General features: G+C 43.2%; 20 protein-coding genes. 10 read left to right on the top strand and 10 right to left on the bottom strand.

The window, feature by feature from the left end:
• From BK575_RS04830 to BK575_RS04810, 5 genes are all read right to left on the bottom strand, one after another.
• Positions 1 to 792 carry an SDR family oxidoreductase gene (locus tag BK575_RS04830; protein WP_078409151.1) on the bottom strand — a complete coding sequence of 264 codons (792 nt, stop codon included), beginning with the start codon at positions 790 to 792 and terminating at the stop codon, positions 1 to 3.
• Between the two features lie 34 nt (positions 793 to 826).
• Complete coding sequence (locus tag BK575_RS04825; protein ID WP_078409150.1) at positions 827 to 1,747, bottom strand: VOC family protein; 921 nt, start codon at positions 1,745 to 1,747, stop codon at positions 827 to 829.
• A 319-nt stretch (positions 1,748 to 2,066) separates the two neighbouring features.
• The gene (locus BK575_RS04820) at positions 2,067 to 2,600 is read right to left on the bottom strand and encodes a cupin domain-containing protein (RefSeq protein WP_028396735.1); all 534 of its coding nucleotides are present in this window, start codon (positions 2,598 to 2,600) and stop codon (positions 2,067 to 2,069) included.
• 417 nt (positions 2,601 to 3,017) lie between these two features.
• Positions 3,018 to 3,833, bottom strand: coding sequence for an IclR family transcriptional regulator (locus tag BK575_RS04815; protein ID WP_078409149.1), 816 nt, complete (start codon positions 3,831 to 3,833; stop codon positions 3,018 to 3,020).
• Positions 3,834 to 4,023: 190 nt separating this feature from the next.
• Complete coding sequence (locus BK575_RS04810) at positions 4,024 to 4,830, bottom strand: alpha/beta fold hydrolase (protein WP_078409148.1); 807 nt, start codon at positions 4,828 to 4,830, stop codon at positions 4,024 to 4,026.
• Positions 4,831 to 5,425: 595 nt separating this feature from the next.
• Between BK575_RS04810 and BK575_RS04805 the strand changes: the two genes are divergently transcribed.
• The 9 genes from BK575_RS04805 to BK575_RS04765 all read left to right on the top strand — a co-directional run bounded on the left by BK575_RS04805 (position 5,426) and on the right by BK575_RS04765 (position 17,778).
• Positions 5,426 to 6,715, top strand: a complete 1,290-nt coding sequence (locus tag BK575_RS04805) for an MFS transporter (protein ID WP_078409147.1) — start codon at positions 5,426 to 5,428, stop codon at positions 6,713 to 6,715.
• A gap of 243 nt (positions 6,716 to 6,958) precedes the next feature.
• Positions 6,959 to 8,371, top strand: a complete 1,413-nt coding sequence (locus BK575_RS04800; RefSeq protein WP_078409146.1) for a sigma-54 interaction domain-containing protein — start codon at positions 6,959 to 6,961, stop codon at positions 8,369 to 8,371.
• A gap of 613 nt (positions 8,372 to 8,984) precedes the next feature.
• The gene (gene speB / locus BK575_RS04795) at positions 8,985 to 9,968 is read left to right on the top strand and encodes an agmatinase (RefSeq protein ID WP_235867306.1); all 984 of its coding nucleotides are present in this window, start codon (positions 8,985 to 8,987) and stop codon (positions 9,966 to 9,968) included.
• Positions 9,958 to 11,376 carry a sodium:solute symporter family protein gene (locus BK575_RS04790; RefSeq protein WP_078409145.1) on the top strand — a complete coding sequence of 473 codons (1,419 nt, stop codon included), beginning with the start codon at positions 9,958 to 9,960 and terminating at the stop codon, positions 11,374 to 11,376. Before speB (BK575_RS04795) ends, BK575_RS04790 begins: the two co-directional genes overlap by 11 nt.
• A gap of 145 nt (positions 11,377 to 11,521) precedes the next feature.
• The gene (gene speB / locus BK575_RS04785; protein ID WP_078414640.1) at positions 11,522 to 12,508 is read left to right on the top strand and encodes an agmatinase; all 987 of its coding nucleotides are present in this window, start codon (positions 11,522 to 11,524) and stop codon (positions 12,506 to 12,508) included.
• A 4-nt stretch (positions 12,509 to 12,512) separates the two neighbouring features.
• A complete protein-coding gene (locus tag BK575_RS04780; protein WP_078409144.1) occupies positions 12,513 to 13,967 on the top strand; it encodes an aldehyde dehydrogenase family protein in 1,455 nt (484 codons plus the stop codon).
• A gap of 92 nt (positions 13,968 to 14,059) precedes the next feature.
• Positions 14,060 to 15,433: a purine-cytosine permease family protein gene (locus tag BK575_RS04775; RefSeq protein WP_078409143.1), complete on the top strand. Its 1,374-nt coding sequence runs from the start codon at positions 14,060 to 14,062 to the stop codon at positions 15,431 to 15,433.
• Positions 15,434 to 15,436: 3 nt separating this feature from the next.
• Entirely contained in the window at positions 15,437 to 16,237 is an 801-nt protein-coding gene (locus BK575_RS04770) for a carbon-nitrogen hydrolase family protein (RefSeq protein ID WP_078409142.1), read from the top strand.
• A gap of 305 nt (positions 16,238 to 16,542) precedes the next feature.
• Positions 16,543 to 17,778 (top strand): GGDEF domain-containing protein, encoded by a 1,236-nt coding sequence (locus tag BK575_RS04765; RefSeq protein ID WP_169907541.1) that lies wholly within the window; start codon positions 16,543 to 16,545, stop codon positions 17,776 to 17,778.
• A gap of 270 nt (positions 17,779 to 18,048) precedes the next feature.
• Here the strand turns inward: BK575_RS04765 and BK575_RS04760 are convergent, their stop codons facing one another.
• From BK575_RS04760 to BK575_RS04740, 5 genes are all read right to left on the bottom strand, one after another.
• Positions 18,049 to 18,651: a class I SAM-dependent methyltransferase gene (locus tag BK575_RS04760; RefSeq protein WP_078414639.1), complete on the bottom strand. Its 603-nt coding sequence runs from the start codon at positions 18,649 to 18,651 to the stop codon at positions 18,049 to 18,051.
• 247 nt (positions 18,652 to 18,898) lie between these two features.
• Positions 18,899 to 20,299 carry an amino acid permease gene (locus tag BK575_RS04755; RefSeq protein WP_078409140.1) on the bottom strand — a complete coding sequence of 467 codons (1,401 nt, stop codon included), beginning with the start codon at positions 20,297 to 20,299 and terminating at the stop codon, positions 18,899 to 18,901.
• 279 nt (positions 20,300 to 20,578) lie between these two features.
• Complete coding sequence (locus BK575_RS04750; protein WP_078409139.1) at positions 20,579 to 21,919, bottom strand: aspartate aminotransferase family protein; 1,341 nt, start codon at positions 21,917 to 21,919, stop codon at positions 20,579 to 20,581.
• A 118-nt stretch (positions 21,920 to 22,037) separates the two neighbouring features.
• On the bottom strand, positions 22,038 to 23,498 hold the full coding sequence (locus BK575_RS04745) for a CoA-acylating methylmalonate-semialdehyde dehydrogenase (protein WP_078409138.1): 1,461 nt from the start codon (positions 23,496 to 23,498) through the stop codon (positions 22,038 to 22,040).
• 188 nt (positions 23,499 to 23,686) lie between these two features.
• The gene (locus BK575_RS04740) at positions 23,687 to 25,279 is read right to left on the bottom strand and encodes a PucR family transcriptional regulator (RefSeq protein ID WP_169907539.1); all 1,593 of its coding nucleotides are present in this window, start codon (positions 25,277 to 25,279) and stop codon (positions 23,687 to 23,689) included.
• 351 nt (positions 25,280 to 25,630) lie between these two features.
• Between BK575_RS04740 and BK575_RS04735 the strand changes: the two genes are divergently transcribed.
• A partial coding sequence (locus tag BK575_RS04735; RefSeq protein WP_078409136.1) for an IS110 family transposase occupies positions 25,631 to 26,565 on the top strand: 935 nt, incomplete at its 3' end.

Below are 26,565 nucleotides of genomic sequence, written 5' to 3'. Positions count from 1 at the left end.
TTAAAGTGCTTTACCAATCGCTCCTGCCGTTTCAATCGTCGAGCCCGCGACATAACTCGCTTTATCTGAAGCGAGAAAGACGATGACGCTGGCAACTTCCTCCGCTTCCCCTACACGGCCGAGCGGAATGTTCCGTTTTTTCGCAAGATCCCCATAATACTCTTCCGGGTCCATATCAGGCGCATTCTTCACTCTTCTGCGCTCCCATTGATCGGTCCGGATCAGCCCGAGGCTGACGGAATTCACTAAAATATTGTCTGGAGCCAGTTCTTGTGACAATGTTTTGCTTAAATTCAACAGACCGGCCCTTGTAGCCGCTGTCGCGACCATGTGACGCTCAGGCTCTTTCGCCAGTGTCGCATTAATATTGATGATTCGTCCGCCGCCTCTTTTCACAAGATGCGGATGAACAGCACGAACCGCATAAATAATCGCAAAGTACTTGAGCTGGATTTGCTCCTGCCATTGTTCATCCGTAATATCAAAAAAGTAACCCATTACGCTCTGCCCGGCAGCATTCACCAATATATCGATTCCGCCGAACGTTTCGGCTGCCCCATTAATGAAGGAATCCACATCTACTTTCGACGTCACATCACAAATGGAAGCAAAAATATCTTCTTTCTCCCCGAATAAAAGCAAGTGATGTCGGGCCTTTTCCATCCGCTCTTCGCTTCTGCCGCAGATGGCTACTTTTGCGCCTTCGTTTAGAAACATCTCGGCCGTTTTCAAGCCGACACCCGATGTGCCTCCCATAATGACCGCCACTTTTCCTTTCAATCCTAAATCCATCTCGTCACCCCTTTTCAATTTTTATTTTCATGCCTTACCGAACATCAACCGCTTCACTTACCCAGCCCGGGTCCGGATCTCCGCCCATCGCTTTACGAGCCTCAGGCTTCGGTGGTCCTGCAATTCCCCATTGATCCATTAAATGCGGCACCCGTTTCCATACACGCGCTCTCCACTCGGCCTCATCCTCGATCGTTTCGAGATAGCATGTATACTCCATGACAAAGCCTCCAAGGTCTTGAAAATAACAGAAAATATTATTTCCTGGTCCATGTCGTCCAGGTCCCCACAGCTCCTGCAGCCCCGCTTTTCGAACATTGCCTATGCCGCGCATAAGTTCATCGACTGAATCTACCTCATAAGCAATATGGTTAACGGATGCGTGTTGATCTTGGTTGAAGGCGATGGAATGATGTTTCCGATTACACCTTAAAAACGCCATTTGGTGTTCGCTCCAATCCGTTACTTTAAAACCCAGTACATCTGTATAAAACTCGACGATCATATCCAAATCTTTTGTGTTCATGACCACATGATTCAATTTCACGGGATCGACGTTTTTCTTGTTCCAAATCGATGTGTGAACCTCCACCCAAGCTGAAAGCTCAATCACGCGATTTTCCGGATCCACAAATCGAAGTCCATACCCCGCTCCCGCTTCATCCAGATAACCTGGCGGCTGGATAATCCGTACTCCTTTTGACTGCAAGATGTCAGCGGCCCGATCCACTGCATGCTTATCGACCATTCCGAATGAGATATGGTGCAAACCGCGCTTTTCCCCTTTATGAAGGCTTAAAATATGATGTTCCGGTCCGGCACCGCGAAAATAAACCACATCTTCTTCAGGTGCATCCACTCGATCCAGCCCCCAAACCTTTTCATAAAATCCCGCTTGTTCATCAAATTTTGGAGTGATCAAACTAATATGACGTAAATGAGTAATGCCAAGCATCTTTCTATCCCTCCCATTCAATCGCTATCCCTCTCAATAGATAACGCTTTCATTCCTTCCCCTAATCGAAATAGATACTTTATGATTCTTCATCATGAAGCTATTCTTCTATGAATAAATCCCACTTTATAAATCAACAAATCTTTATTCCATCAAAACGTATTCACAATTGATTATCCAAACAACTTGAATCCGCCCTCAAGGGTTCACCTATGCGGATGACGCCAACCCCGCAAGGGGGGTGTCATCCGCTTAGGTCTAGAAAATGGGGCATGGCCGCTCTTTGGTCATGTCCCATTTTCTAAATCAATCCATATAGTTAGCCTTTGATGATGGCTTCTCTTTCTTTGGCGCGCTGTTTACGCAATTCTTCAAGAGCGCTTCCTTCCGGGTATGTTGGTAAGTTCGGCTTCACCGCTCCAAGCATGACGAGCATGCGCGCTTCTTCTTTTCCGTCATTTCTAATTCCGCGGTACACTCCTGGAGGGCTGCTGATGCAATCTCTTGCCTTCAGCTTAATTTCATGAACTTCACTGTGGCTGTCTTCCTGAATCAATGCGGTCACTTCTCCTTCAAGGATGAAAAATACTTCTTCTACATCATCGTGGAGATGCAATGGTCCGATGCATCCTGGAGGAAGCACCATCGTACTTAATGTAAAATGCTCCGCTGCGATGACATTTGAATCATTATTCGCAGTAGCACCACGTCCTATATAACGCATTTGTGCACGTCTATAAGCCGGATCAATTTCCTCCTGGAACTTCAAAACATTCCAATCAAGTGTGCGATCTTCCAAGCGAGCTACATATTTTTTCTCAAATTCTTTAACGGAAAAAGTTTCTTTTGTCATAATCAAAATCCTCCCCTTATTTGGTTGTGCTTAAAACTCACATTGTTTTATATACAAAACAATGTTTTACTTATAAACCAATTCTAAGATGGATTTGGTTTGATGTCAACAATTGTTTTCAGAATATTTAAAAGTGTTTTCCATTTAAAACATTTCAGAGTAAATTCTCTTCTTATCCTTGAAACAAACCATCCATCCCCAAAACCGCCGCTGCCAAGGACTGAATAAAAGAAACTTCCATCAGTGGAGGTTTTCCCTCATCCCCCACTTAAACTTCTCGATCACTCTAAGCTTTGAAGTGGGGGTCTTACTGCCCGTTAATGCGGGATAAACGACAAAAAAGTGTGGATCCCCTTAAAGATAGGAATCCACACTTTTAAAAAATCATGATTTTAGATAAATGGACACTGCTGTTTCTCAGATGTCCGTTCGACTGGCTGCACTTGGAATCCGGCCGCTGTAACCCATATAATTCGAAAGCAATTGGGACAATTGCAATAATTTCGGCAAGGCGATTTTAACCATAAACTCTTCCTTGTAAGCCGATTCTGTCGCAACAATATTCAAAGCCGCCACCACTTCACCCGTCCGGCCAAAAATCGGTGCTGCCACAGAAGAGATGCCCGGATGGAATTCTCCACTTGTCATCGAATAGCCATTTTGGCGAATTGTTTCCAGCTGCTGCTGAAACTCACCAGGTGTCGTAAGCGTCTTATCTGTATAAGGAGTCAGGTTGGAGACATGAAACATTTGCGTCAACCTGTCCTTCGGCTGGTAGGCGAGCAGCAATTTACCATTCGCTGTCGCATGAGCCGGGAGCCTCAAGCCGATGTTTACATTGACGGCAGATACCCCCCTGATCGGCGCACTTCCTACATAGACCACTTCGTGTCCATCCAAAATGGATAAATGACAAGAGGCCCCGATTTCATCACGCAATGATTCCATATAAGGCTGGGCAATTTCTGGGAACTTCAAACTGTTTAAATAACTGAAGCCCAATTCCAGCACTTTTGGTGTTAAATTGTAACGTTTTGTATGTTCATCCTGTGACAGGTACCCCATATTTTGAAGGGTAAATAATAAACGATATGGAACCGTTCTGCTTACGCCCAGCTGTTTGGCTATTTCTGAAAGCGACAAGCTTGGCTGCTCTTCATTAAAAAGCTTGATGATTTCCAACCCTCGTACTAATGAATTGGCACTATACTTTTCTTTCTCTTCGCTTGCCATCCACATAATCCTCCCGCGATTTATTCTCCCACTTTTCCTGCACTGCCAAAAAACATGCAGAGAAAGAGGGCTCCGTCGTTCAATTCTGTTTCTACCGTAAATTAAAAAAAAGGGGAAGTCAAGCCCAACAGCATTCCTTCATGGACCTGCCCATCCCCCATTTAATTTGACTCTAAATAAGAATAATCCTTTATTTTTGTCCCACTTGCTGCTTTTGTAAAAACGCCGTCACGAATTGATTGAACGTCTCCGGGTCTTCTTGATAGCATAAATGCCCCGTATTCGGAACGATTGCCAGCTCCGACTGCGGAATCGACTCGTAAAAGACTTTCGATTCGCTCACCGGCGTGACCCCATCCAGTTCCCCGCACATGACAAGTGTCGGAACGGATATGGATGAAAGAAGATCCATTTGATTTAAGTTGGATAACGAATAAGAAACAGACCGATAACCCGGCGGACGCACTTGCGACATAATGCGTTCCGCTTCTTTCACGACCGCTGCCGGCGCATTGGGTGCCAGCAATGCTTTCGCTCTTTTTTTCGCCAGCTCTGATGGGTGCATCGTGTCGATGGCGTTCAGTCTATTTTGAAGCTTTCGCTCATTTTCTTCCGGGCTTACGCCAGCTGCGCCCCTTGTCGCATCCGAGATAATGAGTGCATCGACCATATCTGGAAAGCGGCTCGTAAAATCGAGCGCAATCGCCGATCCCATGGAATGCCCGAGCAGATAGACGGATTGAAGACCGAGACTTTCCAAGAATTCTTTCAACACATCGGCAAACTGGGAAAAGTGTTGAAATTCTTCTTTTGGATCGGAACTGTCACCATATCCTGGTGCGTCCCAAGCAATGACCCGGAATTGTTCCTTCAGCTGATTGAGCTGATGCGCCCATGACTGAGAGTTGTTTCCCAACCCGTGTAAGATAATGAGCGCTTTTCCTTCTCCAGCTTCACGATAATGAATGGAGTGTTGAGCTAATTGACTAATTGGCATACTTTAAACCTCACAATCTCATTTTTTCTTCTAATGAACATAAAAAAACATGCCTTCATGATGTAAATCAATCATGAAATCACCAATTATCGTTTTATATACAAAACAATGTTTATTTAAATAAATTATAGATTTTTCTGAATTTGATGTCAATACAATCGGCGATGTACTGTTCACAATGGCCCGCTTACAAAGAGGAGCTATTTTTCCATTTTATAGGCATGCCTGTATTTCCCACTCGAAAAATCATGAAAAACACCTATTTTCACGCATTTTTATGTCATAATGAGATGTTCCCCTTTTCAATAAAAGCGCTCAGATAAAAATTTTTATTGGAAAATGACGAAATATACAATTGACAAACAATTCTTAATATTTTATCGTAAAAAGAGCTTTTAGTTTTAAAAATAGAAACATCGTTTTGTATGTAAAACAAAAAAGAATTTAAAAAAGGAGGGATTCCTGGCGAAATTCGTTCGGAGCTGAAACTAGGCCTTTTCAGGAATGATCATGATCGATCAAAACACGTAGATTCATACACTTTCTATTCTAATGTAAGCGTTTTACTTACTAGTTAAAAAGGGGAGAGGATAATATGCTGCAGAGGCAAAAAAGATGGTTATATATCGCGGTACCGATTTTTTTCTTTTGGTTCTTTGGACAAATTGATAAGGTTGGTATCTCTGTCATTCAAACAGACCCGGAATTTTTGAATGCGCTCGGCATGACAGGTGAAGACAAAAATGCGAAAATCGGCCTTCTTTCGTTCGTATTTACGATCGCTTATGGGATATCCAATCTGTTTTGGGGCTTTATCATCGACAAACTGGGAGCACGCAAAACGGCCATTGCCGGATTATGCGTTTGGACGCTTACCATGATTTCCTCAGGTCTTGCCACTTCATATGAAATGTTTTTAGTAAGCCGGATCATTCTCGGCTTTGGTGAAGGAATGATGATTCCAGTCTCCGGTAAGTTCATTTCGGCCTGGTTTAATAGACGTGAACTGGGACGAGCCCAGGCATCATGGCTCACAGGAAACTATTTGGGACCGGCGCTTGGCGCTATTGTATTGGTCCTCGTTATCTCGGCTCTTCACTGGCAGGCGGCTTTCTTTATGCTCGCCGCGTTCAACTTGTTTATTAATATCCCGATGTTTATCTTCCTGACAAGAAATACACCGGAAGAGCATCCAGGGGTCAGTCAAGAGGAACTTGCCTTTATTCGTCAGGAGGATGATGAAGAAAAAGAAGTAAAATCGGCCGAGAATAAAAGCTTTGCGCAAGATTACCGTTTCTGGATTGTTTGGTTCGGCATGCTTGTCTGTTCGTTCCTCTTCTTCGGGATCAGCATTTGGCTCCCAACGTATTTGATGGAAGCAAAAGGATTTGAACGGGAAGGCATGACAAGCATTACGTCCCTTTCCTGGTTATTTGCGCTTGGGTTTGTTGTGACATGTGGTATTCTGGCGGACAAAACGAGACGTCCAAGCTTAATGGCGACGATTTTATTTGCCATGACAGCCGTGCTTTTGACAATTGCGGTATTCGCACCAAACCCAGTTGCAGCAGGCGTTTGCATGGGTCTTGCCATGGGATGTCAAGGCGGTGTATTCCATCTGAGCAATATGCTCATCATCAAATACTCCACACCGGAAACAGCGGGACGGGCAGCTGGCTTGATGGGATTCACCAATATTATGGGCGGTTTTTCAAGCTATATTATGGGTTGGCTTCGCGACTTATCAGGCGGAGACTTCAGTACCTCCATCGCCATGTTGATTTTCGCGGCCATTTTAGGTTTAGGTGCTTATGTATTCACGATTAAGAAAGAATCGACTGAGCTTCACTTAACTCCCCTGCCTGCACAAAAGGTAAACGCATAAGCAAAAATGCTTTTTGAAAAATGTATGAAGCCGTTTAATATAACTAATAAATAGATACACTCCCCTTCTTGTAGAGACATCGAAGATAGAGTTTAATCTCTAAATAAATCAAAAAAAAAACACAAACAGCCAAGCGCTTTTTCAAGCATTGGCTGTTTTTTTACTGTGTATTTTTGCAATCATGGCCCACCGAATATATGATAAAATTATGATAATTTCGACAACTATCAACGGAGGAATGGCATGAAAACCCGATACGATTTTTTAGAAATGGAAATGGATGCGATTTTAAAAGCTTCAAAGGATAATATTGTCGTGACAGATGGAGAGGGAACCGTGTTGAGGGTAAGCCCGAACTGTGAATCCGTTTATGGAAAAGAGGCTTCTGAGTTAATCGGTAAGTCAGTAGACGAACTGGAAGCGGAGTCTATCTTTTCTCCGTCCATTACAAAGATGGTGTTAAAGGAACGAAAAGAAATGCAGGTCATGCAGCGGACTCCTGCAGGCCGGATGGTGATGGCAACGGGACTTCCGGTATTTGATGAATCCGGCTCTATCATTCGTGTCATCAGTTTTTCGCATGATTTAACGGAAATTCAGCATTTAAAAGAAGATTATGAAGAGCTGCAGGCGCAAATGGAGCGATACCAAATTGAAATTCAAGAGCTCCGCGAAAAAGATCATGATGTCGATGAGTTTGTCATTAAAAGTAAAGCAACCCGGCAAATATGGCAGCTTGTCCAACGGGTGGCCAAGTCAGATGCCTCCGTCGTGTTTCTTGGTGAGTCAGGGGTAGGAAAAAATGTCTTTGCCCATGCTTTGCACCAGGGAAGCCAACGAAAAAATGAAAGCTTTATCGAAGTAAACTGCGGGGCCATTCCCGAATCGTTGTTCGAATCCGAAATGTTTGGCTATGAAGCCGGTTCCTTTACCGGGGCCAATAAGAAAGGCAAAGCAGGACTCATCGAATTGGCCGACAAAGGGACGCTTTTTTTGGATGAAATCGGCGAACTTCCTCTTGCCGTCCAAGCAAAGCTTCTTAAAGCCCTGCAAGAGAAAAAGATTACAAAAGTCGGCGGAGTCCAAACGAAGCATATTGATTTTCGCTTGATTGCTTCTACCAATCAAAACCTTGAAGAGATGGTAAAAAAGGGAACATTCCGGGAAGATCTGTTTTATCGACTAAACGTCATTCCCATCACGATTCCTCCCCTTCGTGAACGTAAAGAAGACATCTTGATTTTAGCCCATTATTTTCTCAAGCAATTCAATGAAAAATACGAGACAGACACGTTTTTCCATGCTGCAACAGTAGAAGAACTGACAAGCTATTCGTGGCCTGGAAATGTTCGTGAGCTGCAGAATATGGTGGAACGGCTCGTGATTACAGCCGATTCGAGAACGATTTATCCCCATGCCCTTCCGTTTTTCATCCAGCACGATTCCATGAAACTGACAAACGGCTGGACAGCAGATGAACTAGAAGAAACCCATACCTCCCTGCAAGAAGCCGTAGAAGAAGTAGAAAAACGCTGGCTCAAGCGGGCCTTTAAACGATTTAAAACAACCTATGAGATGGCTGAATATCTCGGGTTAAGTCAGTCAACCGTCGTCCGAAAGCTAAAGAAGTACAATATTAATGCAAAAACAAATTAAAATTCAAAAATAACTCAAATCTTTATCACTTAATTCACATTTGCATCAGTTTGATATCACCAATTCCCCCTCCTCCCCCCCTTTTGATTTGGCATGAATCTTGCAAATATATAATGGCGAATACCTTTAATCTAGGAGGGGCGTCTATGTATCAATGAAAAGATTCATCCAAATCACCCGTTTTTACATGGTTCGAACTCTTACCGTATAAGAAAACCAGCAGCTGTTTACCAGTGACAAATCACCGCCATTAATTCTCCAGATAACGATATTTCTAATCGTGAAATAAACAAAAAAATTAAAAACAACAGAAAATATTATTTGGAAATAATTGAAAACGCTTTAATTTTATCTGAACAAAAAGCACTTTTAGTATTCTTTTGTTTATTTTTAGATAAGTCTAATTTCCGACACTTCAAAAACTCCCTTTAAAACAAAGGAATTAAACAAAACAAACTGTAAAATCCTTAACTTATTTCAAATTTATGTCATAAAGTCTAACACAATTATTGAAGATGCAGATAGGTTTATGAGTATAATAATATCCATAAAGTCCATCAAATAAGCATTCGTTAGAGAGGGTCTTTTTCTTGACTAAACTAGGAGGGAAACGATGATGACGGAAAAGAATCATGTATCTAATTTTACATTACCTGATCCAGCTAAGATGCCAAGGTTCAGCGGTATCCGCAGCTTTATGAGATTACCTTATGAACCTGAAATCATAAAAAGGGATTTTGTCATATTGGGGGCGCCTTTTGATACAGCTGCCACTTATCGCTCAGGTACTCGATTTGGCCCGGAAGCCATTCGCCGCAGTTCGGTTCTTTTACGGCCTGCAAATGTTTACCACAAAATCAGGCCAACTGATTACTTGGATGGTGTGGATGGCGGAGATATCATGGTCATTCCCGGGAATACAGAAAAAAGCCATCAACACATTATGGAACATGTAAAGGTTTGGGCTGAGAATGGAGCTGTTCCAATTGTATTAGGAGGAGATCATTCCATTTCTTTACCGGAACTTCGTGCTATCGCTTCTGTACATGGACCTTTATCTCTCGTCCATTTCGATGCTCATGGCGATACGTGGGACGAATATTGGGGAGAAAAATATACTCACGGAACCCCTTTCCGGCGAGCGTTGGAAGAAGGAATCATCGATCCGTCCCGTTCTATTCAAGTTGGGATGCGAGGCACCGTTTACGATCCTGATGACATTCATGAGGCACGGGAGCTCGGCTTTCAGGTGATCACGTCTGATGAAATAAGGGAGATTGGCTTAAATGAAACGATGAGACTCGTACGAGAGAGAATCGGCGATCATAAAGTCTTTCTTACCTTCGATATCGATTTCTTGGATCCTGTTTATGCTCCGGGAACAGGAACACCTGAAATTGCCGGATTCACCAACACAGAAGCCCAGCATATGCTCCGCCAATTAGCCGGTTTGAATTTCGTAGGGTTTGACGTCGTAGAGGTACTGCCCGCTTTGGATCCTACAGAAGTAACGGCTCTTACAGCAGCAACAATTGTATTTGAGTTTCTAAGTTTACTAGCCATTTCCAAAGCAAGGGGGAATTCAAATGTTAAATAGCTTAGATTTGCTCGTTGTGTTTCTTTATTTTTCTCTATTAATCGGCATCGGGGTCATCAGTTCCAAAAAAGTAAAGAACGGCGAAGATTTCTTAGTGGCGGGTGGAAGATTAGGCTACGGCTTATATGTACCCGCCATGGCAGCGGTCGTCTTGGGAGGTGCCTCTACGTTCGGGAGTGTAAAGCTTGGATACCAGTACGGAATATCCGGGATGTGGCTCGTAGCCATCATCGGACTGGGCATATTGGCTTTAGGTCTCTTTTTCTCCAAAAAAATAAGCCGCCTGAAAGTGTTCAGTGTCAGTGAATTGTTAGGGCAAAGATTTGGCAGCAGCAGCCGATACATAAGCGCCGTCATCATGGTCGTGTACGATTTGATGGTTTCCGTCACCGCTGTCATTGCAATCGGAGTGATGTTCTCTTCCATCTTCGGCTGGAATGACAAAACAGCCATCATTGTCGGCGGAATTATTGTCGTCTTTTACACGATGCTGGGAGGCATGTGGGCCGTTACCTTAACGGACGTCATTCAATTTTGGGTGATGACGATCGGCTTGATTTGCATTTTGGTTCCCGCCTCCATCATGAATGTAGGCGGAATAGATCAATTAACGGAAAAAGTGCCATCCGAGTTCTTCAGCATCAGCAACATTGGCGGAGAAGCCATTTTCACTTACTTTTTGCTTTATTTCTTTGGAATCATGATCGGTCAGGACATCTGGCAGCGATCCTTTACAGCTAAAAATGAAACCATTTTAAAGAGAGGAACCATTTATGCCGGCCTATATTGCATGCTCTACGGAATAGGCGGAGCCTTAATTGGAATGACTGCCAGTGTCTTGCTGCCAAATATGGATGATCCGCAAAAAGCGCTGCCGCAATTGGTCATGACGATTTTGCCTCAAGGTCTTGTCGGCTTGTTAATTGCAGCCGTTGCCTCTGCTGTGATGTCAACTGCTTCCGGAACGATTATGGCTTCTTCCACCATTATTGTGAATGACTTATTATTGGCGAAAGCCAGCAAGGAACGGATAAAAGAGAAACAAGTGAAATGGACAAGAATGGCGACAATGGTTGTCGGAATTACCTCCATTGCGATTTCCCTTGCTTTACAGGACATTCTCGTCGCTCTTGATATTGCTTATGCGTTCCTTTCAGGAAGTATCTTCTTCCCTGTATTAGCGGCGCTGTTTTGGAAAAAGGTGAACCCGAAGGTGGTGCTTGTCTCTATGATCACAAGCGGCATCGTCGTGATCGCCACTCTCATTATAAAAGGACCATCATCGTTGGAAGGGATTATTTACGGACTCATTACAAGTGCAGTCTCCCTCGGAATAGGAGGAATACTGACTCAGTCAAAAGCTTCTTCCGCAAATATTTCAGCGGAATCGGATGCAAAAACGAATTAAAATTCGAAAATGACTTTATCTCTATGATTCAAGTCATTTTTGCATCAAACGTGGATCAATCTCTCACTGTTTTCCACTCTTTTAAGTTGGCATAACTCTTGCAATATACTATGACAAATACTTTGACTCTAGGAGGTTACTTATGATGTATCAACCAAAAGATTCTTCTAAATCCCCCCGCTTTTGCGGTGTTCGCACATTTATGAGATTAGAGCAAATAAAGACAACGGATCACATCGATTTTGCGGTTCTCGGTGTTCCGTTCGACACGGCTGCATCCTTCCGAACCGGGCAAAGACTGGGTCCCCAGCATATCCGGAACTTTTCTTCCCTGCTTCGTCCTTATAATCCGGACATGGATATTAATATCTTCGATTACTGCTCAGGCGTGGACTATGGCGATATCGATGTGATTCCAGGAAACATCCATCGAACATATGACAATATGGTTTCGGAATTAACCCCCCTGCTGAAAAAAAACGTAACACCGATTATTATGGGCGGTGACCATTCTATCTCTCTTGGAAACTTGCGTGCGTTCCACAAGAAATACGGCCCTGTCGCATTGGTTCATTTTGACTCACACGGAGACACCTGGGACAATTATTATGGTGAAAAATACATGCATGGAACGCCATTCCGCCGTGCAGTCGAAGAAGGATTATTAGATGTTAACCATTCCATCCAGGTCGGGATGAGAGGCCCTCTCTATAGTCCTGATGATATTGAAGACGCAAGAAGATTAGGATTTGAAGTCATCCCGATGCGAGAAGCCCGCAAGATCGGCTTTGAAGAAGTGATCAAACGTATTCACGAACGCGTCGGCGACCATCCTGTGTTCGTTTCATATGACATCGATTTTGTGGACCCTGCCTATGCGCCTGGAACAGGTACGCCAGAAGTCGGCGGTCCAACCAGCTTCGAGGCACTGGAATATGTGCGTGCGTTAGACGGCTTAAACCTTGTCGGATTTGACTTGGTCGAGGTATTGCCGACTTACGACAGCAATGAAATTACGGCTACTCTGGCATCAGCCATCATGTATGAAATGATTACATTAACCGCCTTGAAAAAGAAAAAGCAGCTTCTTCAACCAGCGGGAGAGCAAGTTCTACAAGCATCTAAGGAGTGAGTGTATGAACGAAACGAAGCAACTGTTCATCAGAGGAAAATGGCAAACCGGCGAGGGAGCGGAAAGAGCCGTCGTGAATTCCGCGGATGAAAGCATCATTTTAACCGTGAAGGAAGCTTCCGCAAACCAAGCTGCAGAGGCCGTATTGGCGGCCAAGTCCGCTTTTGACCACACCGATTGGGCCTTCAATAAAGAAAAGCGGGTTCAGCTTCTTTATAAACTGGCTGATTTGCTCGAAGAGAAGTCCGAATCTTTTGCAAAAATTGAGTCTATCAATACAGGAAAACCGATAAGGGAAGCCCGGCTCGATGTGAGTGACTCTGTCGCCTGCTTGCGTTATTATGCTGACCTTGTAAACGAACGACAGCCGTTGGAAACACAACAGCCGGATGGGTCGATCAGCAAGGTGATCGAGGAGCCAATTGGCGTTTGCGCCTTGATTGTTCCATGGAACTTCCCGCTGCTGCTCGGTATGTGGAAAATCGCTCCCGCACTTGCCGCAGGAAACACGGTCGTATTCAAACCATCGGAGCTGACTCCTTTAACCGCCATCCAGTTCACAAAGCTGATTGAACAATGCGGTTTTCCTCCGGGTGTATTTAATCTCGTATTAGGAGCGGGGCTTCCCGTCGGCGAAACACTCGTTACCCACTCTGGCACAGACAAGGTGTCATTTACTGGAGGATCGGAATCGGGACGAAAAATCAATCAGTTATGTGCTGCCACCTTCAAGCGAGTGTCTTTAGAACTCGGCGGCAAGTCACCGCTTCTCATCATGGAAGATGCAGATCTCGAAGCCGCCGTAGAATGGGCGGTCTTCGGTTCCTTCTTTAACCAAGGAGAAGTTTGCGTCGCTTCTTCTCGAATCCTTGTTCATGAAAACATGTACGATACTTTTACCGAAAAGCTGCTTCAAAAGCTGTGGAACCTTCGCATCGGCAACCCATTAAATGAAGAAACCGAAATGGGCCCTGTCGTTAGTGCAGACCATCGCAGCAAAATCGAACAGTTCATCGAAATCGGAAAACAAGAAGGCGCAACACTTCGCACAGGTGGAGACCGTCTCGGTGAAAAAGGCTACTACCTCTCCCCTGCGGTGTTTACAGATGTCCGGCAGAACATGCGGATTGTTCAAGAGGAAATATTCGGTCCTGTCGTCACGATCCAGACTTTTGCGAATGAAGCCGAGGCAATCGAGCTGGCAAACGGAACGAAATACGGTCTAGCCGCTGGCATTTTATCCGCCAATGTCAAAAAAGCGGAATCGCTGGCTTCCCACTTAAAGGCAGGGACGATTTGGATCAACAGCTACCACACCCCCTATGTGGATGCTCCGTGGGGCGGCTACAAGCAAAGCGGGATTGGCCGCGAACTCGGGCCGCAGGGATTATCGGGATTCATGGAAGTGAAACATCTGAATACAACCGAAACTCTCCAAAAACCAGAATGGTATAAGTAGAAGGATTGGTTCCGTAAAGTATCAACAGCGGGACCTCTTCACCCGCCTTTATTATTCTGAATATTTAAAATTTAATGTAAAGGGGTCATAAAATGAGTCAATTAACTGAACGCTTTGGCCATGACAACATCAGCCCGACACCAAAAAATGAGCGAAGCATGACGTTCTTCTCCACCTTCACCCTTTGGCTTGCTGCCAATGTCGTCATTACCTCCGTCATGACCGGAATGATGTTTGTACCCGATATTTCGTTTCAGGATGCCATGATCGCCATCTTCGTCGGATCGGCCATCGGAGCGATTCCGCTTGCCTTAACCGGTGTAATCGGGACAAGAACGGGACTTCCAACCATGGTCATTACGAGAGCCGCATTCGGACAAAAAGGAGCTGTTCTGCCCGCTCTCGTCAACACGATCATCCTTGTCGGCTGGAGCTGGATTCAGGCTTATATGGCAGGATTGAGTCTCGATTATGCCGTCAAACACGCAACCGGCTACAGCAATATTAACCTCTTTGTCATTCTCACCGAAGTACTCGTTGTTGCCATTACCATTTATGGCCACCGTGGTGTGGAAAGCATCGAAAAATGGGTATCCGTTGCCATGCTTATTTTATCCGTCCTCGTTTTCTACAAGCTGTTCACGACTTATAATGTATCAGCCCTTATTGAAATGAAGGTAAGCGAAAACCCGGTCATCTCCGGGGTGATTGCCTTTGATATCGTTGTAGCCACCGCCTTTTCGTGGATGTCCACCGTCTGTGACTTCAACCGCCACTGTCGCTCCGAAAAAAGCGGAATGTGGGGAACGTATCTCGGGTACTTGCTCGCTTCTCTCATCGCAATGGGCCTCGGTGCCGTTGTAAGTGGATTTAGCATTTTATCCAATATGGAACAAACATACGATCCAACCGTTCTTCTTGCCGCTTACGGTTTCGGATTGGTCGCATCCATCGTCGTATTTTTCTCTGTACTTTCCACAAACGTCATGGCCCTTTACAGTGCCACGATGTCCCTGATGAATGTGTTTCCAAAAACGGACTTCTGGAAACCTCTTTTAGCATTGGGGATGGTATGTACACTCGGAGCGCTTTTAAAGGAAACATTAATGACGAACTTCTTCAACTTTGTCCTGTTGATCGCCACCCTTTTCATTCCGGTATTCGCCATCGTCCTTGTCGATTACTTCTTTGTGAAAAAGGGCCATTATGATGCAGAGGACCTCGCCTTTGACAAGAAAGGATTGTACCGCTATCAAAATGGATTCAATATCGCAGCATGCGTCACGTATATCCTTGGGGCCTTATTTGCCTACTACTTTACGTATGTGCACCCGCTCAGCATCGGGGCTACCATCCTTACATTTATTCTATCAGGCTTATTCTATTTTGGATTGATGGCAGCTTCCAAACAGCTATCGGCCCATCAAGAGCATGAAACAGAGATCCCAACCAAGCTGGAGGTTTAATCAATGACACTCATACCCAAAATAGCGGTCGCACAGGCCGCTTTCAAAAATGGAGACCTTTCTTACAACCAAGATAAAATGGAAAAAATGGTGAAACAATGCAAAAAACAACATCCAGACACCCGCTTGATCGTCTTTCCAGAGCTTTCCGCCACCGGCTATTTTCTTTCCCCGGAAGTGAAGGACCTCGCTCAGCATCAAGATGGATCCATTTTTGATCACATGCGAAAAATCGCGGAACAATATGAAATGTGGATGGTATACGGATATGTAGAAAAGGATTCAGAAGGACAGGTGTACAATTCGATTCAACTGATTGACCCGACAGGAAAGCTAGCGGGAAACTATCGAAAAATTCACCTGACGCCGCTTGAAAAAGAAGTGTTTACACCGGGCTCTGATCTTGTGACCGTCGAAACGGAGCTAGGAACCATCGGCTTGATGATTTGCTGGGACCTCGCCTTCCCGGAGCTGGCAAGGTCACTCGCACTGCAAGGGGCAGACCTCATCGCAGCACCAAGTGCATGGGAAGCGCCGTATGATGCTCCCTTTATTCAATTTGCTGCAGCACGCGCCATCGATAACACCATCTATGTAGCAGCAGGCAATCAGATCGGAACCTCCGAAGGTTTAACCTTCTTCGGAAAATCCGCCATTTTCGCCCCCGATGGCACGACCATCAGCATAGCAGGTGAAAATGAAGAAAGGATCATCACCGCTTCTCTTCATTACGATTGGCGGGAGGATATTAAAAACACCTTCTTCACCATGCTGGCAGATCGCAGGCCCGACCTGTACAAATAAGGAGGAAAAACGTTGTTCATAAAAAAAATCATCGACTTATCCATCCCTGTCACCGTCGATACACCCATTTATCCCGGCGATCCTGTTCCGGATATGAAACCGGCGGTGGAGGTGGGATAAACAACTCATAATAAAGGCAGGCAAGTCAGGAAGCCCTCTTATCCGTGCATCTCAACCTCATTTTTATCTCGCATTCGGGTGGTGGCAGAAATCCCTAACATGCTACAATTGTCCTAAAAAAGATACAAAAAATCCCTTCTTTTTTGTATAATGAATCTACTAACTATTTGACAATGAGGTTGAGAATGAAGTTTATTTATCGATTTGAGGCTTCGGCTGAACAAAAGCAATTGCTGCGTCAACACTTATTCAATGAAAATATCCAACGCTGCAAGCTCTTTGCGAAAATTGTGATTTTGTTTGAAGCACTGCTGATTGCGATGAATATGGGAAGCAGCTATGCATTGAACGGATCTCTTTTCACATGGAATGTGTACATCGTGATGTACGTGCTGCTTCTTTCCGCGAGTGTATTTATGCTTTTGTATATTCGTGCGTTTGAGCAAAAAGAGACCTATACGAGCCAGCAATACAATCGCTTTCGAGCCGGCTTGCTGTCGCTGGTCGTTTTCTTTTTAGTGTGGGGAGCGGTGGTGACATTGTTTGATCAGCGGGGATACGGACATGTGATGGCATTTGCGATTAACTTTATGTGCGTCTCCATTTTGTTTCACGCTTCGAACCGAACAATCTTGTGTCTGTATATTTTGCCTGTGGCGGTCTTAATTATTGGTTTGCCGTTTTTCCAATCCTCAAGCACGGTTCTGATGGGCCACTATATCAATCTATCCGTTTTTTTATTTTTTTGTTGGTTGGCGTCTCGAATGCTGTATTGGAGCTACTCCGCAAACTTTTATAATCGTATGCTTCTGACAGAAACGAATGAAAACCTGGCAATTAAAATTCAAGAAAATGAGAAGATTAATGCACAATTGGCAGATGCGAACGAGCGCTTGAAACAGCTCACCTTAATTGACGAATTAACGAAAATCCCAAATCGCCGCGGGTTTCACCAATACATCAAACAAGCCTTTCACCATCCAAAAGGCACACGGAAGCTTTCGATTCTCATGATTGACATTGATGCCTTCAAACCATTTAATGATAACTATGGCCATCTTAAAGGAGACATTGTCATTGAATCAGTGGCCCAAGCCATAAAGCGCTGCGTCGATTCTGCCAACAGTATTGCTGCACGCTTTGGCGGAGAAGAGTTCATCGTTGCGATGTTCGATGCCGACCCATTGAAAGTTTATCAGATCGCGGAAGCCATAAGATTGTCCGTGTTCGAACTGAACATCCCTCATGACTATTCGCCGGTATCCCCGTATGTGACCGCGAGTATTGGTGCAGTGACAGAAGAGATCATCAGTGAAGAAGAAGTAGAGCAATTAATCGCACATGCAGATGATGCACTTTACAAGGCAAAAACACAAGGGAGAAATCGCGTGGAAAATTTTCAAAATTGGGTGGAAGTCTAGTAGAATGAAGCGGAAGTTTGGCACGAAACCAGTTTCTTATGACAGGTCCTTTCGGGAGGATGAGGCAAAAGGGTTTCTTTTACCCTTTCGCCTCATCCTAACATTTTCATTATTTACCTATAATCTTTAATCACTTTTTCAATTGTATTTTTTAGTTCTTCTTCATTCATATTACCGATTGGAATGTGGCCCATCTTCGTTTTCTTCGGATGGTTATCGTATTCTTTTAAATGGTCAACATATATATTAAAATGTACCCTATTGTGGCACTTAAAGTAACTTTATACTACTGGATATAAACATTGAGGCATCTTGATTCATAAAAATACGATTACCATGATAGAATGTCTTCATTTCAATTGATTTAAATCCAACTTCGGATAATATTTTTTTCAGTTCTTCATGCGAAAAACCGTTATGAACTTTCGGATGATTTATTTTATCGTTTTTGTCAAAGTCAATAATGATTAGCTTGCCGCCATTATTTAAAATGTTGAACAGTTCTTGTAAAATTTTTTTAGTATCCGGAATATGAAGAAGGACTAGTGACATTAAAACGATGTCTGCCTTAAGTTCAGGAGTTTCTTGAGTAAAATCTGAATAAAGTACTTTTGAGTTGGTCATTCCTTTGCGGGAAATTTTAGCTTTCGCAACCTCCAACATTTGTTTTGATGAATCTATCAACAAAATAGAATCGACTAAATCTGATAATTCTAAACTAATTAGACCAGTACCACTCCCATAGTCTATTAAAGATTTTGATTTACTATTTCGTAATTCTGGTCTTACTTCCTTAACTATAACTTTAGCTAATTCCATTCTTTCTTCTGTATCATATCTTTTTGCCATCTGTTCAAAAACGTTATTTTCCATATTCCACTCCGCTTCCCTTTTATTAAAAATTAAAGCTACATAGTAGTTATTATAGCAAAAATCAAAACCTTGAGGGGCATGGGGGCCTGATGGCAAAACGTGGATATTATACACTAAGAAAAACCCTGATTTCCTTAACACTAAGCAGGAAATCAGAGTCTTTTTACGTCCATAGCGGACAAAGTGAATGAGAAGTTGATGCTGCTGTTTCCTAGCATAAGGGGAATCATTCCTGAAGTTAATTGTGTTAAATCACTTCATCTTCCATGTCTGCCTTATTACTTTCTACTTTGCTGGATTTCCTTTTATTAAAAAGAAAATATGAAGCAACAACTAGAATGGCAATGAGCATCGTAAGAGCTACTTGTGAACGCATCGATTCATTGAATATCATCGTAAGCAAAATGGCTGTAATTCCTAAAATAGTGGCATAGTTAAGGTAAGGGAATAACCACATTTTCACTTTAAGCAATTCCACATTGTTACGCTCTGCCTTGCGGCGCATTTGCAAATGTGAACAAACAATAACAAGATAAACGAGCAACGCAATCCCTCCAGAAGCATTGACTAGGAAGAGGAACACTTTGTCCGGAGAAATATAATTGAACATCACTGCGATGTAGGAGAAAAACGTTCCGATCAAGATCGCACGAACCGGTACACCGTTCTTATTCACTTTTAAAAATGCTTTTGGAGCATCTCCTTGTTGAGCCATCCCATAGATCATCCGTGAAGTTGTGTATAATCCGGAATTCAAACAAGACAGAACAGCTGTCAAGACAATGAAATTCATGATTTGAGCTCCGGCTGGTATGCCTACATGCTCAAGAACCGCAACAAACGGGCTTTTTAGAAGATTAGCTGAATCCCACGGCAAAAGTGTCACAACAATGGCAATCGAACCAATAAAAAATACAAGAATTCGCCAAACGACACTATTCGTAGCGATTCGAACCGCTTTTTCCGGTTCCGCTGATTCACCTGCAGCTACAGCAACAATCTCTGTACCCATAAAAGAGAAAATAACGACTGTAATCCCTAAAAGAACAGGTCCTAGTCCATTCGGCATAAATCCGCCTGACCCGGTCAAATTCGTAAGCCCGGGCGCCTCTACTCCCGGCATCACTCCAAATATAACAGCGAGCCCCATTCCCAGGAACAACATAATCGTGACGACTTTAATTAAAGAAAACCAATATTCAAACTCCCCGAATGATTTAACGGAGTAAATGTTTGTCAATGTTAACAGAACGGTCAAGACTAGACTTAAAAGCCAAGCTGGGGCATCAGGAAACCAGTATTGAATATTCGCTGCCCCTGCCGTTGCTTCAATGGCAATGACGATTACCCAAAAGAACCAATATAACCACCCGATCGTATATCCCGCCCATGGACCGATTGCGTCACGTGCATAGGTAGAGAACGAGCCGCTGGTTGGATTGATGGAGGACATCTCTCCCAACATCCTCATGACAAAAATAACGAGCAGTCCGGCAAGAGCATAGGATATGATGGATCCTGGACCAGCGGAATGAATAATCGCGCCGCTTCCCATAAACAGTCCGGCTCCTATCACTCCTCCGATCGAGATCATCGTAATATGACGAATTTTTAAATCTTTTTTCAGGTGATTGTCATTAGGATTCATTGCAATTCCTCCTTGTATCGTCATTCCAAATAGATTCTTGGCAAAATGTAAAGTGAAATCGACTATTTCCTGAAAGTAAACGAGCAGATTTCAAGGGATATGTACATGATGTATATCTTATAATGAATATTCAGAAACATCCACTCCGAAAAAATGTAAGATAATTCCTTTGAAATCACCTTACATTTTAGATGTTACTTCATATATTTCATCGGCGGGCTTTAGAGAATAAAGCTTTTCTTCATCTCTAAAGCCCGCCGTTATTTCATGGCTCATTAACTACAGTTGAAAGATGCTTTCCTTTAACGTTTTAACAATAAACGTAAAGTCATCTTCTGTAATGCTTAATGGAGGGGAAAGCTGCAGAATATTATTGTATCCGGCAACGGTGTCACCATTTTTACCGATGATCAGGCCTTTTTCTTTACAAGCACTGATGACTTTGTTCATCTTTTCAATGGCAGCCGGTTCTTTTGTTTGCTTATCTTCCACAAGTTCAATCCCTAAAAGAAGACCTTTTCCGCGAACATCCCCTACGTTTGGATGCTCTTTTACATCCTCTAGTTCACGCAACAATCGTTCACCCAATTCCTTAGAGCGTTCGATGAGCTTCTCATTCTCCATAATTTCCAAGTTCTTCAAAGCGAGGGCGCAAGCAGCAGGGTTTCCTCCGAATGTATTCACATGGCGGAAGCGATCATAATCTTCACTGCCTGTATAAGCCTCGTAAATCTCTCTTCTGACTGCCGTTGCCGACAAAGGAAGATACGCACTTGTAATCCCTTTTGCCATTGTAATGATATCTGGTTTGACGCCATAGTTCATAAATCCGAACGGTTTCCCTGTCCGGCCAAATCCGCATATTACTTCATCACAAATAAGCAGTGCACCGTGCTTCTCGCAAATTTCTTTTACTTTTGCCATATATCCATCAGGAGGCATTAAAATTCCGCCCCCGGTAATAATTGGCTCCATGATCACGCCAGCTACCGTTTCACTTAACTCCCATGTCATAACCCGGTCGATTTCATCAGCACTTGCCAGTGTATGAACATCATCCGGATTGCGATACGTATCAGGCGGTGCTACATGCAGAAACCCTTGCCCTAATGGCTCATATTTGTATTTCCGCTGTGCTTGACCTGTCGCTGCAAGAGCCCCCATTGAATTGCCATGGTAAGCGCGGTAGCGTGAAATAAACTTAAGGCGTCCATGATTCCCTTTTTGCTGATGATATTGACGAGCAATTTTAAACGCTGTTTCGTTCGCTTCCGATCCACTATTCGAAAAGAAAATAACGTAATCATCACCAAGCCACTCATTCAATTTTTCTGCTAGTTTAATAGCAGGAACATGACTTTGTGTCAGAGGGAAGTACGGCATTTCTTCAAGCTGTTCATAAGCCGCTTTCGCAAGCTCTTTGCGGCCATACCCAACATTCACGCACCAAAGACCGGACATACCGTCTAAATAACGATTACCATCGATATCGGTCACCCATGCCCCTTCTGCCTTTGTGATAATTAAATTTGATGGATTAGGCGCTGCTCCCCTCATTGCATGCCAAAGATATTTTTCATCTGTTTTTTGCAAATCTTTTGCTTGTTCTGTCGCTTGCATAATCCTCCACTCCGCTCTATTCTTTAATGGTTTTACATCCTGACTTTTCTAAAAGATAAGAAAGGATAAAGTTTTGTACTTAGTTTTGGTGTCTAGCTCCGGGCGCCTTGCGCTTTTCTTAATAACGAGCCGTAAGCATTTTCTTGCGGGTATAGAATTCTACGCCATCTTTTCCATTTGCATGAAGATCGCCATAGAAGGATTTCTTATAGCCCGAGAATGGGAAGAATGCCATTGGAGCAGGAACGCCAAGATTGACACCAAGCATACCTGCATCAATTTCTTCGCGGAATTCACGGATGGCTTTAGCGCTGTTCGTGTACAGGCATGCACCATTTGCGAATGGAGACGCATTCGTAAAATCAATCGCTTCCGTCAAATCGTTTACACGTACAATCGAAAGAACCGGTGCGAAGATTTCATCCTGCCAGATTTTCATTTCCTGTGTCACATGGTCAAAAATCGTCGGGCCGACAAAATAACCTTCGCCGTTTGCTGCATCATCTTCACGTCCGTCACGAATAAGTGTCGCGCCCTGCTCTACACCTGATTGAATGTAGCCGATGGTCCGCTCTTTATGCCCTTCACGAATAACAGGACCAAGGAAAATACCATCTTCCAAGCCATTGCCAATGGTAATACTGTTAGCAGCTTGAAGCAGTCTATTAACGAGCTCATCTGCCACGTCTTCCTCTACGACCACAACAGACGCCGCCATGCACCGTTCACCGGCTGAACCAAAGGCAGCACTGGTAATTTCTTTCGCTGCAGCACTAAGGTCCGCATCTTTTAATACGATTGAATGGTTTTTTGCTCCCGCAAGGGCTTGTACACGTTTGCCGTTAGCTGCTGCCGTTTTGTATATATACTCAGCCACAGGCTGAGAACCAACGAAGGAGACGGCTTTCACATCCTCATTGTCAAGGATGCCATTCACAACGTCGTGTGCGCCATGCACCACATTTAAGACGCCGTCTGGAAGACCCGCTTCCGTAAATAATTCGGCTAAACGATTAGCCAACAACGGTGTTCTTTCAGATGGCTTTAATACAAACGTGTTTCCGCATGCAATCGCGAGTGGAAACATCCAGCACGGAACCATCATCGGAAAGTTAAACGGTGTGATTCCCCCGATTACTCCAATCGGATAACGATACATCCCCGATTCAACACCAGTCGCAATATCCGGAAGCTGCTCTCCCATCATTAAAGTAGGTGCACCTGCGGCAAATTCTACACATTCAATCCCCCGCTGTACTTCACCGTAAGCTTCTCCATAACTTTTTCCGTTTTCTAACGTAACGAGCCTCGCTAACTCTTCCCAGTTTTCAACCAAGAGCTGTTGATAGCGGAATAAAATACGGGCACGCCTTGGCACGGCGACCTTTCTCCATGTTTTGAATGCTTCTTTGGCCGTTGCCACAGCTCGGTCCAAATCTTCTCTAGTCGAAAGCGGTACACGGGCAATAACCTCTCCCGTTGCCGGATTTGGTACTTCTTCAACTTGTTTGCTCGTGGATTCGATCCATTGTCCGCCAATATAGTTTTTCAATGTTTGTACATCTTTGGTTACTGCCATAGTGAAACCTCCTGTTTTTTGTTAACTGTCCTATGCATCTATTATATTTTAAAAAGAAAGCGCATTCAGTAGACAGTATGTAAATTTATTAGCATAAATTTCACTACATTTTGGTAATATACAGTATAAATATTGACAAAAAGTAAAATAGAACGAAATGATAGAGTAAATATTTCACTAACCTTTATCTATATAGATTTAGACGCACATACATATTCATAGGCAGTAACAGCAAACTCGATTGCTTGTCGTTTATAGAAATCCATAAAATCTTCACCCAACAGCTCATGTAATTTTTGCAGCCGCTGGTAAAGCGTCTGACGAACGATGTATAAGGTTGCCGCGGTTTCTTGCTTAGAACCATTGCATTTAAGATAGGCTTTTAACGTTTCCATTAATTTTCCGTTATGTTGCTGGTCATACATGAGTACAGGCCCTAAATAATCGGAAATAAAATCATCCAGCGTTCCTTGTTCGCTCGCTATCAACACCAGCCGGAAAACATGCAAATCCTCATAAAAAGAATGGAAACATTCTTTGGGCATGTTCTCTTGAATGATGGATGTCTCTTGGGCCGTGTGATAGCTCTTCTTTACATCGCTTAATTTATCGATGAATGTCCCGATACTGAATTTAATTTGCTTAAAATGTTGATCGCCTGCCAATTCTTTTTGAATATGATGGATTCCCGCTTCAATTCTAGCTTTCCAATCATTGTTTTTTCGTTTATTTAACAAGATAAAAATGAGTTGGTTTTTCCTGATGGTCGATAAAAGAAAGAAACCATAGGACTGGAAAATAGAACGAAAAAGGATTTTCAAATGAGTAATGTCTGAATGTTTCTCATCTAATTGATCCGTTTTAAAAAGTAAAACAACACATCCATTTGGTTTAAGCGTTAATTCCAGATCAGAAAGGTATCTGTATATTTGTTCTTCACTATGCGCTCCTTCCAACCATTTTTGAATCCATTCTGTTTCCTCAGTCTTTCTTCGCTCTTCGACATATAAGACACGTAAAGTGTTTTGTGCCAGCGCTGTCGCACTGCGGTCTAAAATAAGCGATTCAAACTCGGTAATCGAGTCGGATTCAGAAATGATCATTAATTCGGCGAATGTCTGATTCAAGGCTTGTATGGATTGATGGGCGATATTCATATGTCTTTGTATCGTTTTCTCCTTCAAGAGCTGAAGAATGTTCTCTTGTTCCTTTAACGTTTTTTTCGATAGGATTTGGATTTCACCTTGATTTGGAATAAATAAAACGGTCATCTTTAAATGATCATGCAGCAACTTTAAGATTTTCTGCTGCGGATTCGATGTTAGAAGCAATTGGTTTAACTGATAGGAATACTCTTCTAAATCCGAAATCATTTGATAATGTTTTTTTATTAAAAGAGTATGTAATTCTTGTGTGATATCGACAAAACGCACTTTATTGTAAAAAACAATCAAAGGAAAGTTATGTAAATCGGCTAATTCGATAATTTCTTCCGGGATGCTGGGTATATATGTTCCTAATTCAATGCAAAGTCCCGCCGCCTTGGAATCGATAAGCTGCTTGAAGAATGCAAGAAAAATCTCTTTATTCTCTTTCCATCCAATCCCTGTAGAAAGGATCAATTCATTTCCGTTTAAAAGCTTTTCAACTTCGGTTACTTCCATAACATGAACCCATTTCACGGTTTGGTATAGTCCAGCTTTTCCTGCTATCACTTTTGCATCTTGAAAATTCCTGCTCTCTAATATTTCCATTATCGATAATTTAACGTCAGAGTTCATGGTTACCTTACACCTCTTTAGGATATGTCCAGTTTTTGTTCTTTCGATCATCTACTATTATTATATATTTTTAATAAAGCTCTGGTGTAAACATAATATGAGTTTGAAACAAAACATACTAAGATTAGTAGCACAGACCACGGCCATGGTCTGTGCTACTATTTTTTTATAGTAGAAGTGAAGAATAGGTCGACCCATCCTCAGGACCTTGAGTTCGTATTTTAAACTGGCCTACTTCACTTCCCTTATAAGAATCAGTTTCAGTATGTTGGATCCTGGAGATCGTGTATAAGAAAAGGGAATCGATAAGGTGATGTGAACGCTTCTACCGTAAAGTTAGGAGGAATGGATATGCCAAGTGTAATAGCTTTTGATGTTAGTATGGGGAAAAGTTATATGGTCATCTATAACGCTGACCGAGTTTGCATCTTTGAAGGAGAAATGCTTCATAAACGCTCCTTTTTTGAAAGACTATATAATCAAATCAAGGCCCTAATCCAAAAAGACGCACAGGCCCCTGATATCGTATTTGAGGCCACAGGTGTGTATTCTCGCCAACTAGAACGATTTTTCACGGAGTACGGCTTTCCGTATTGTTTACTTAATCCTTTGGAATCTAAGCTTCAAACAGCTTCCATGCGCATGCACAAAACAGACAAAAGCGACGCTCATCGTCTAGCCCAGACGCACTTTACGGCTACACGGCGCATCAAAAAGCCGCAGGAAGCTTATTATGACCAAATGCGTGCTCTTTCTCGCTACTATAAAGAACTGGATGAAGAACTGAGCCTGATTCGCAGCCGCATACACACGCTTCTGCAACTTACTTTTCCGGAAATGGAGTCCTTGTTTACCCAAAAATCAGAGTTGTTTTTGAATATTCTACAGTTGTTCCCACATCCTGATTGTGTGAGACACTTGTCTAAAACGGTGGTCCGTAATCGACTACTCACGAATACAGAGAAAAAACTAGCTCCTAAAACGGCAGAGAAAAAAGCCCTGCAACTGTTGGAAGCTGCACAAGACTCTTATCCGGCCGTAGACGCTGAGGATGTTCGCTGTGATCAATTAAGAGTCTATGCCAAGCGTCATTTAGCGATTTTAAGACAGCGTGAAGCGTTGATTAAGCAGATGGCCGAGCTTTCAAAAGAACGGAAAGACTATCAGGTGCTCATCAGTTTTCCCGGGATTGGCCCGAATACGGCTGTGAGGTTAATTGGAGAGATAGGAGATCTGACGCGTTTTGACAACCATAAACAGCTGAATGCCTATGCTGGAATTGACAT

The organism is Priestia abyssalis, assembly GCF_002019595.1.
GTDB lineage: Bacteria > Bacillota > Bacilli > Bacillales > Bacillaceae_H > Bacillus_BA > Bacillus_BA abyssalis.
This window is presented reverse-complemented; position numbering and strand designations above follow the sequence as displayed.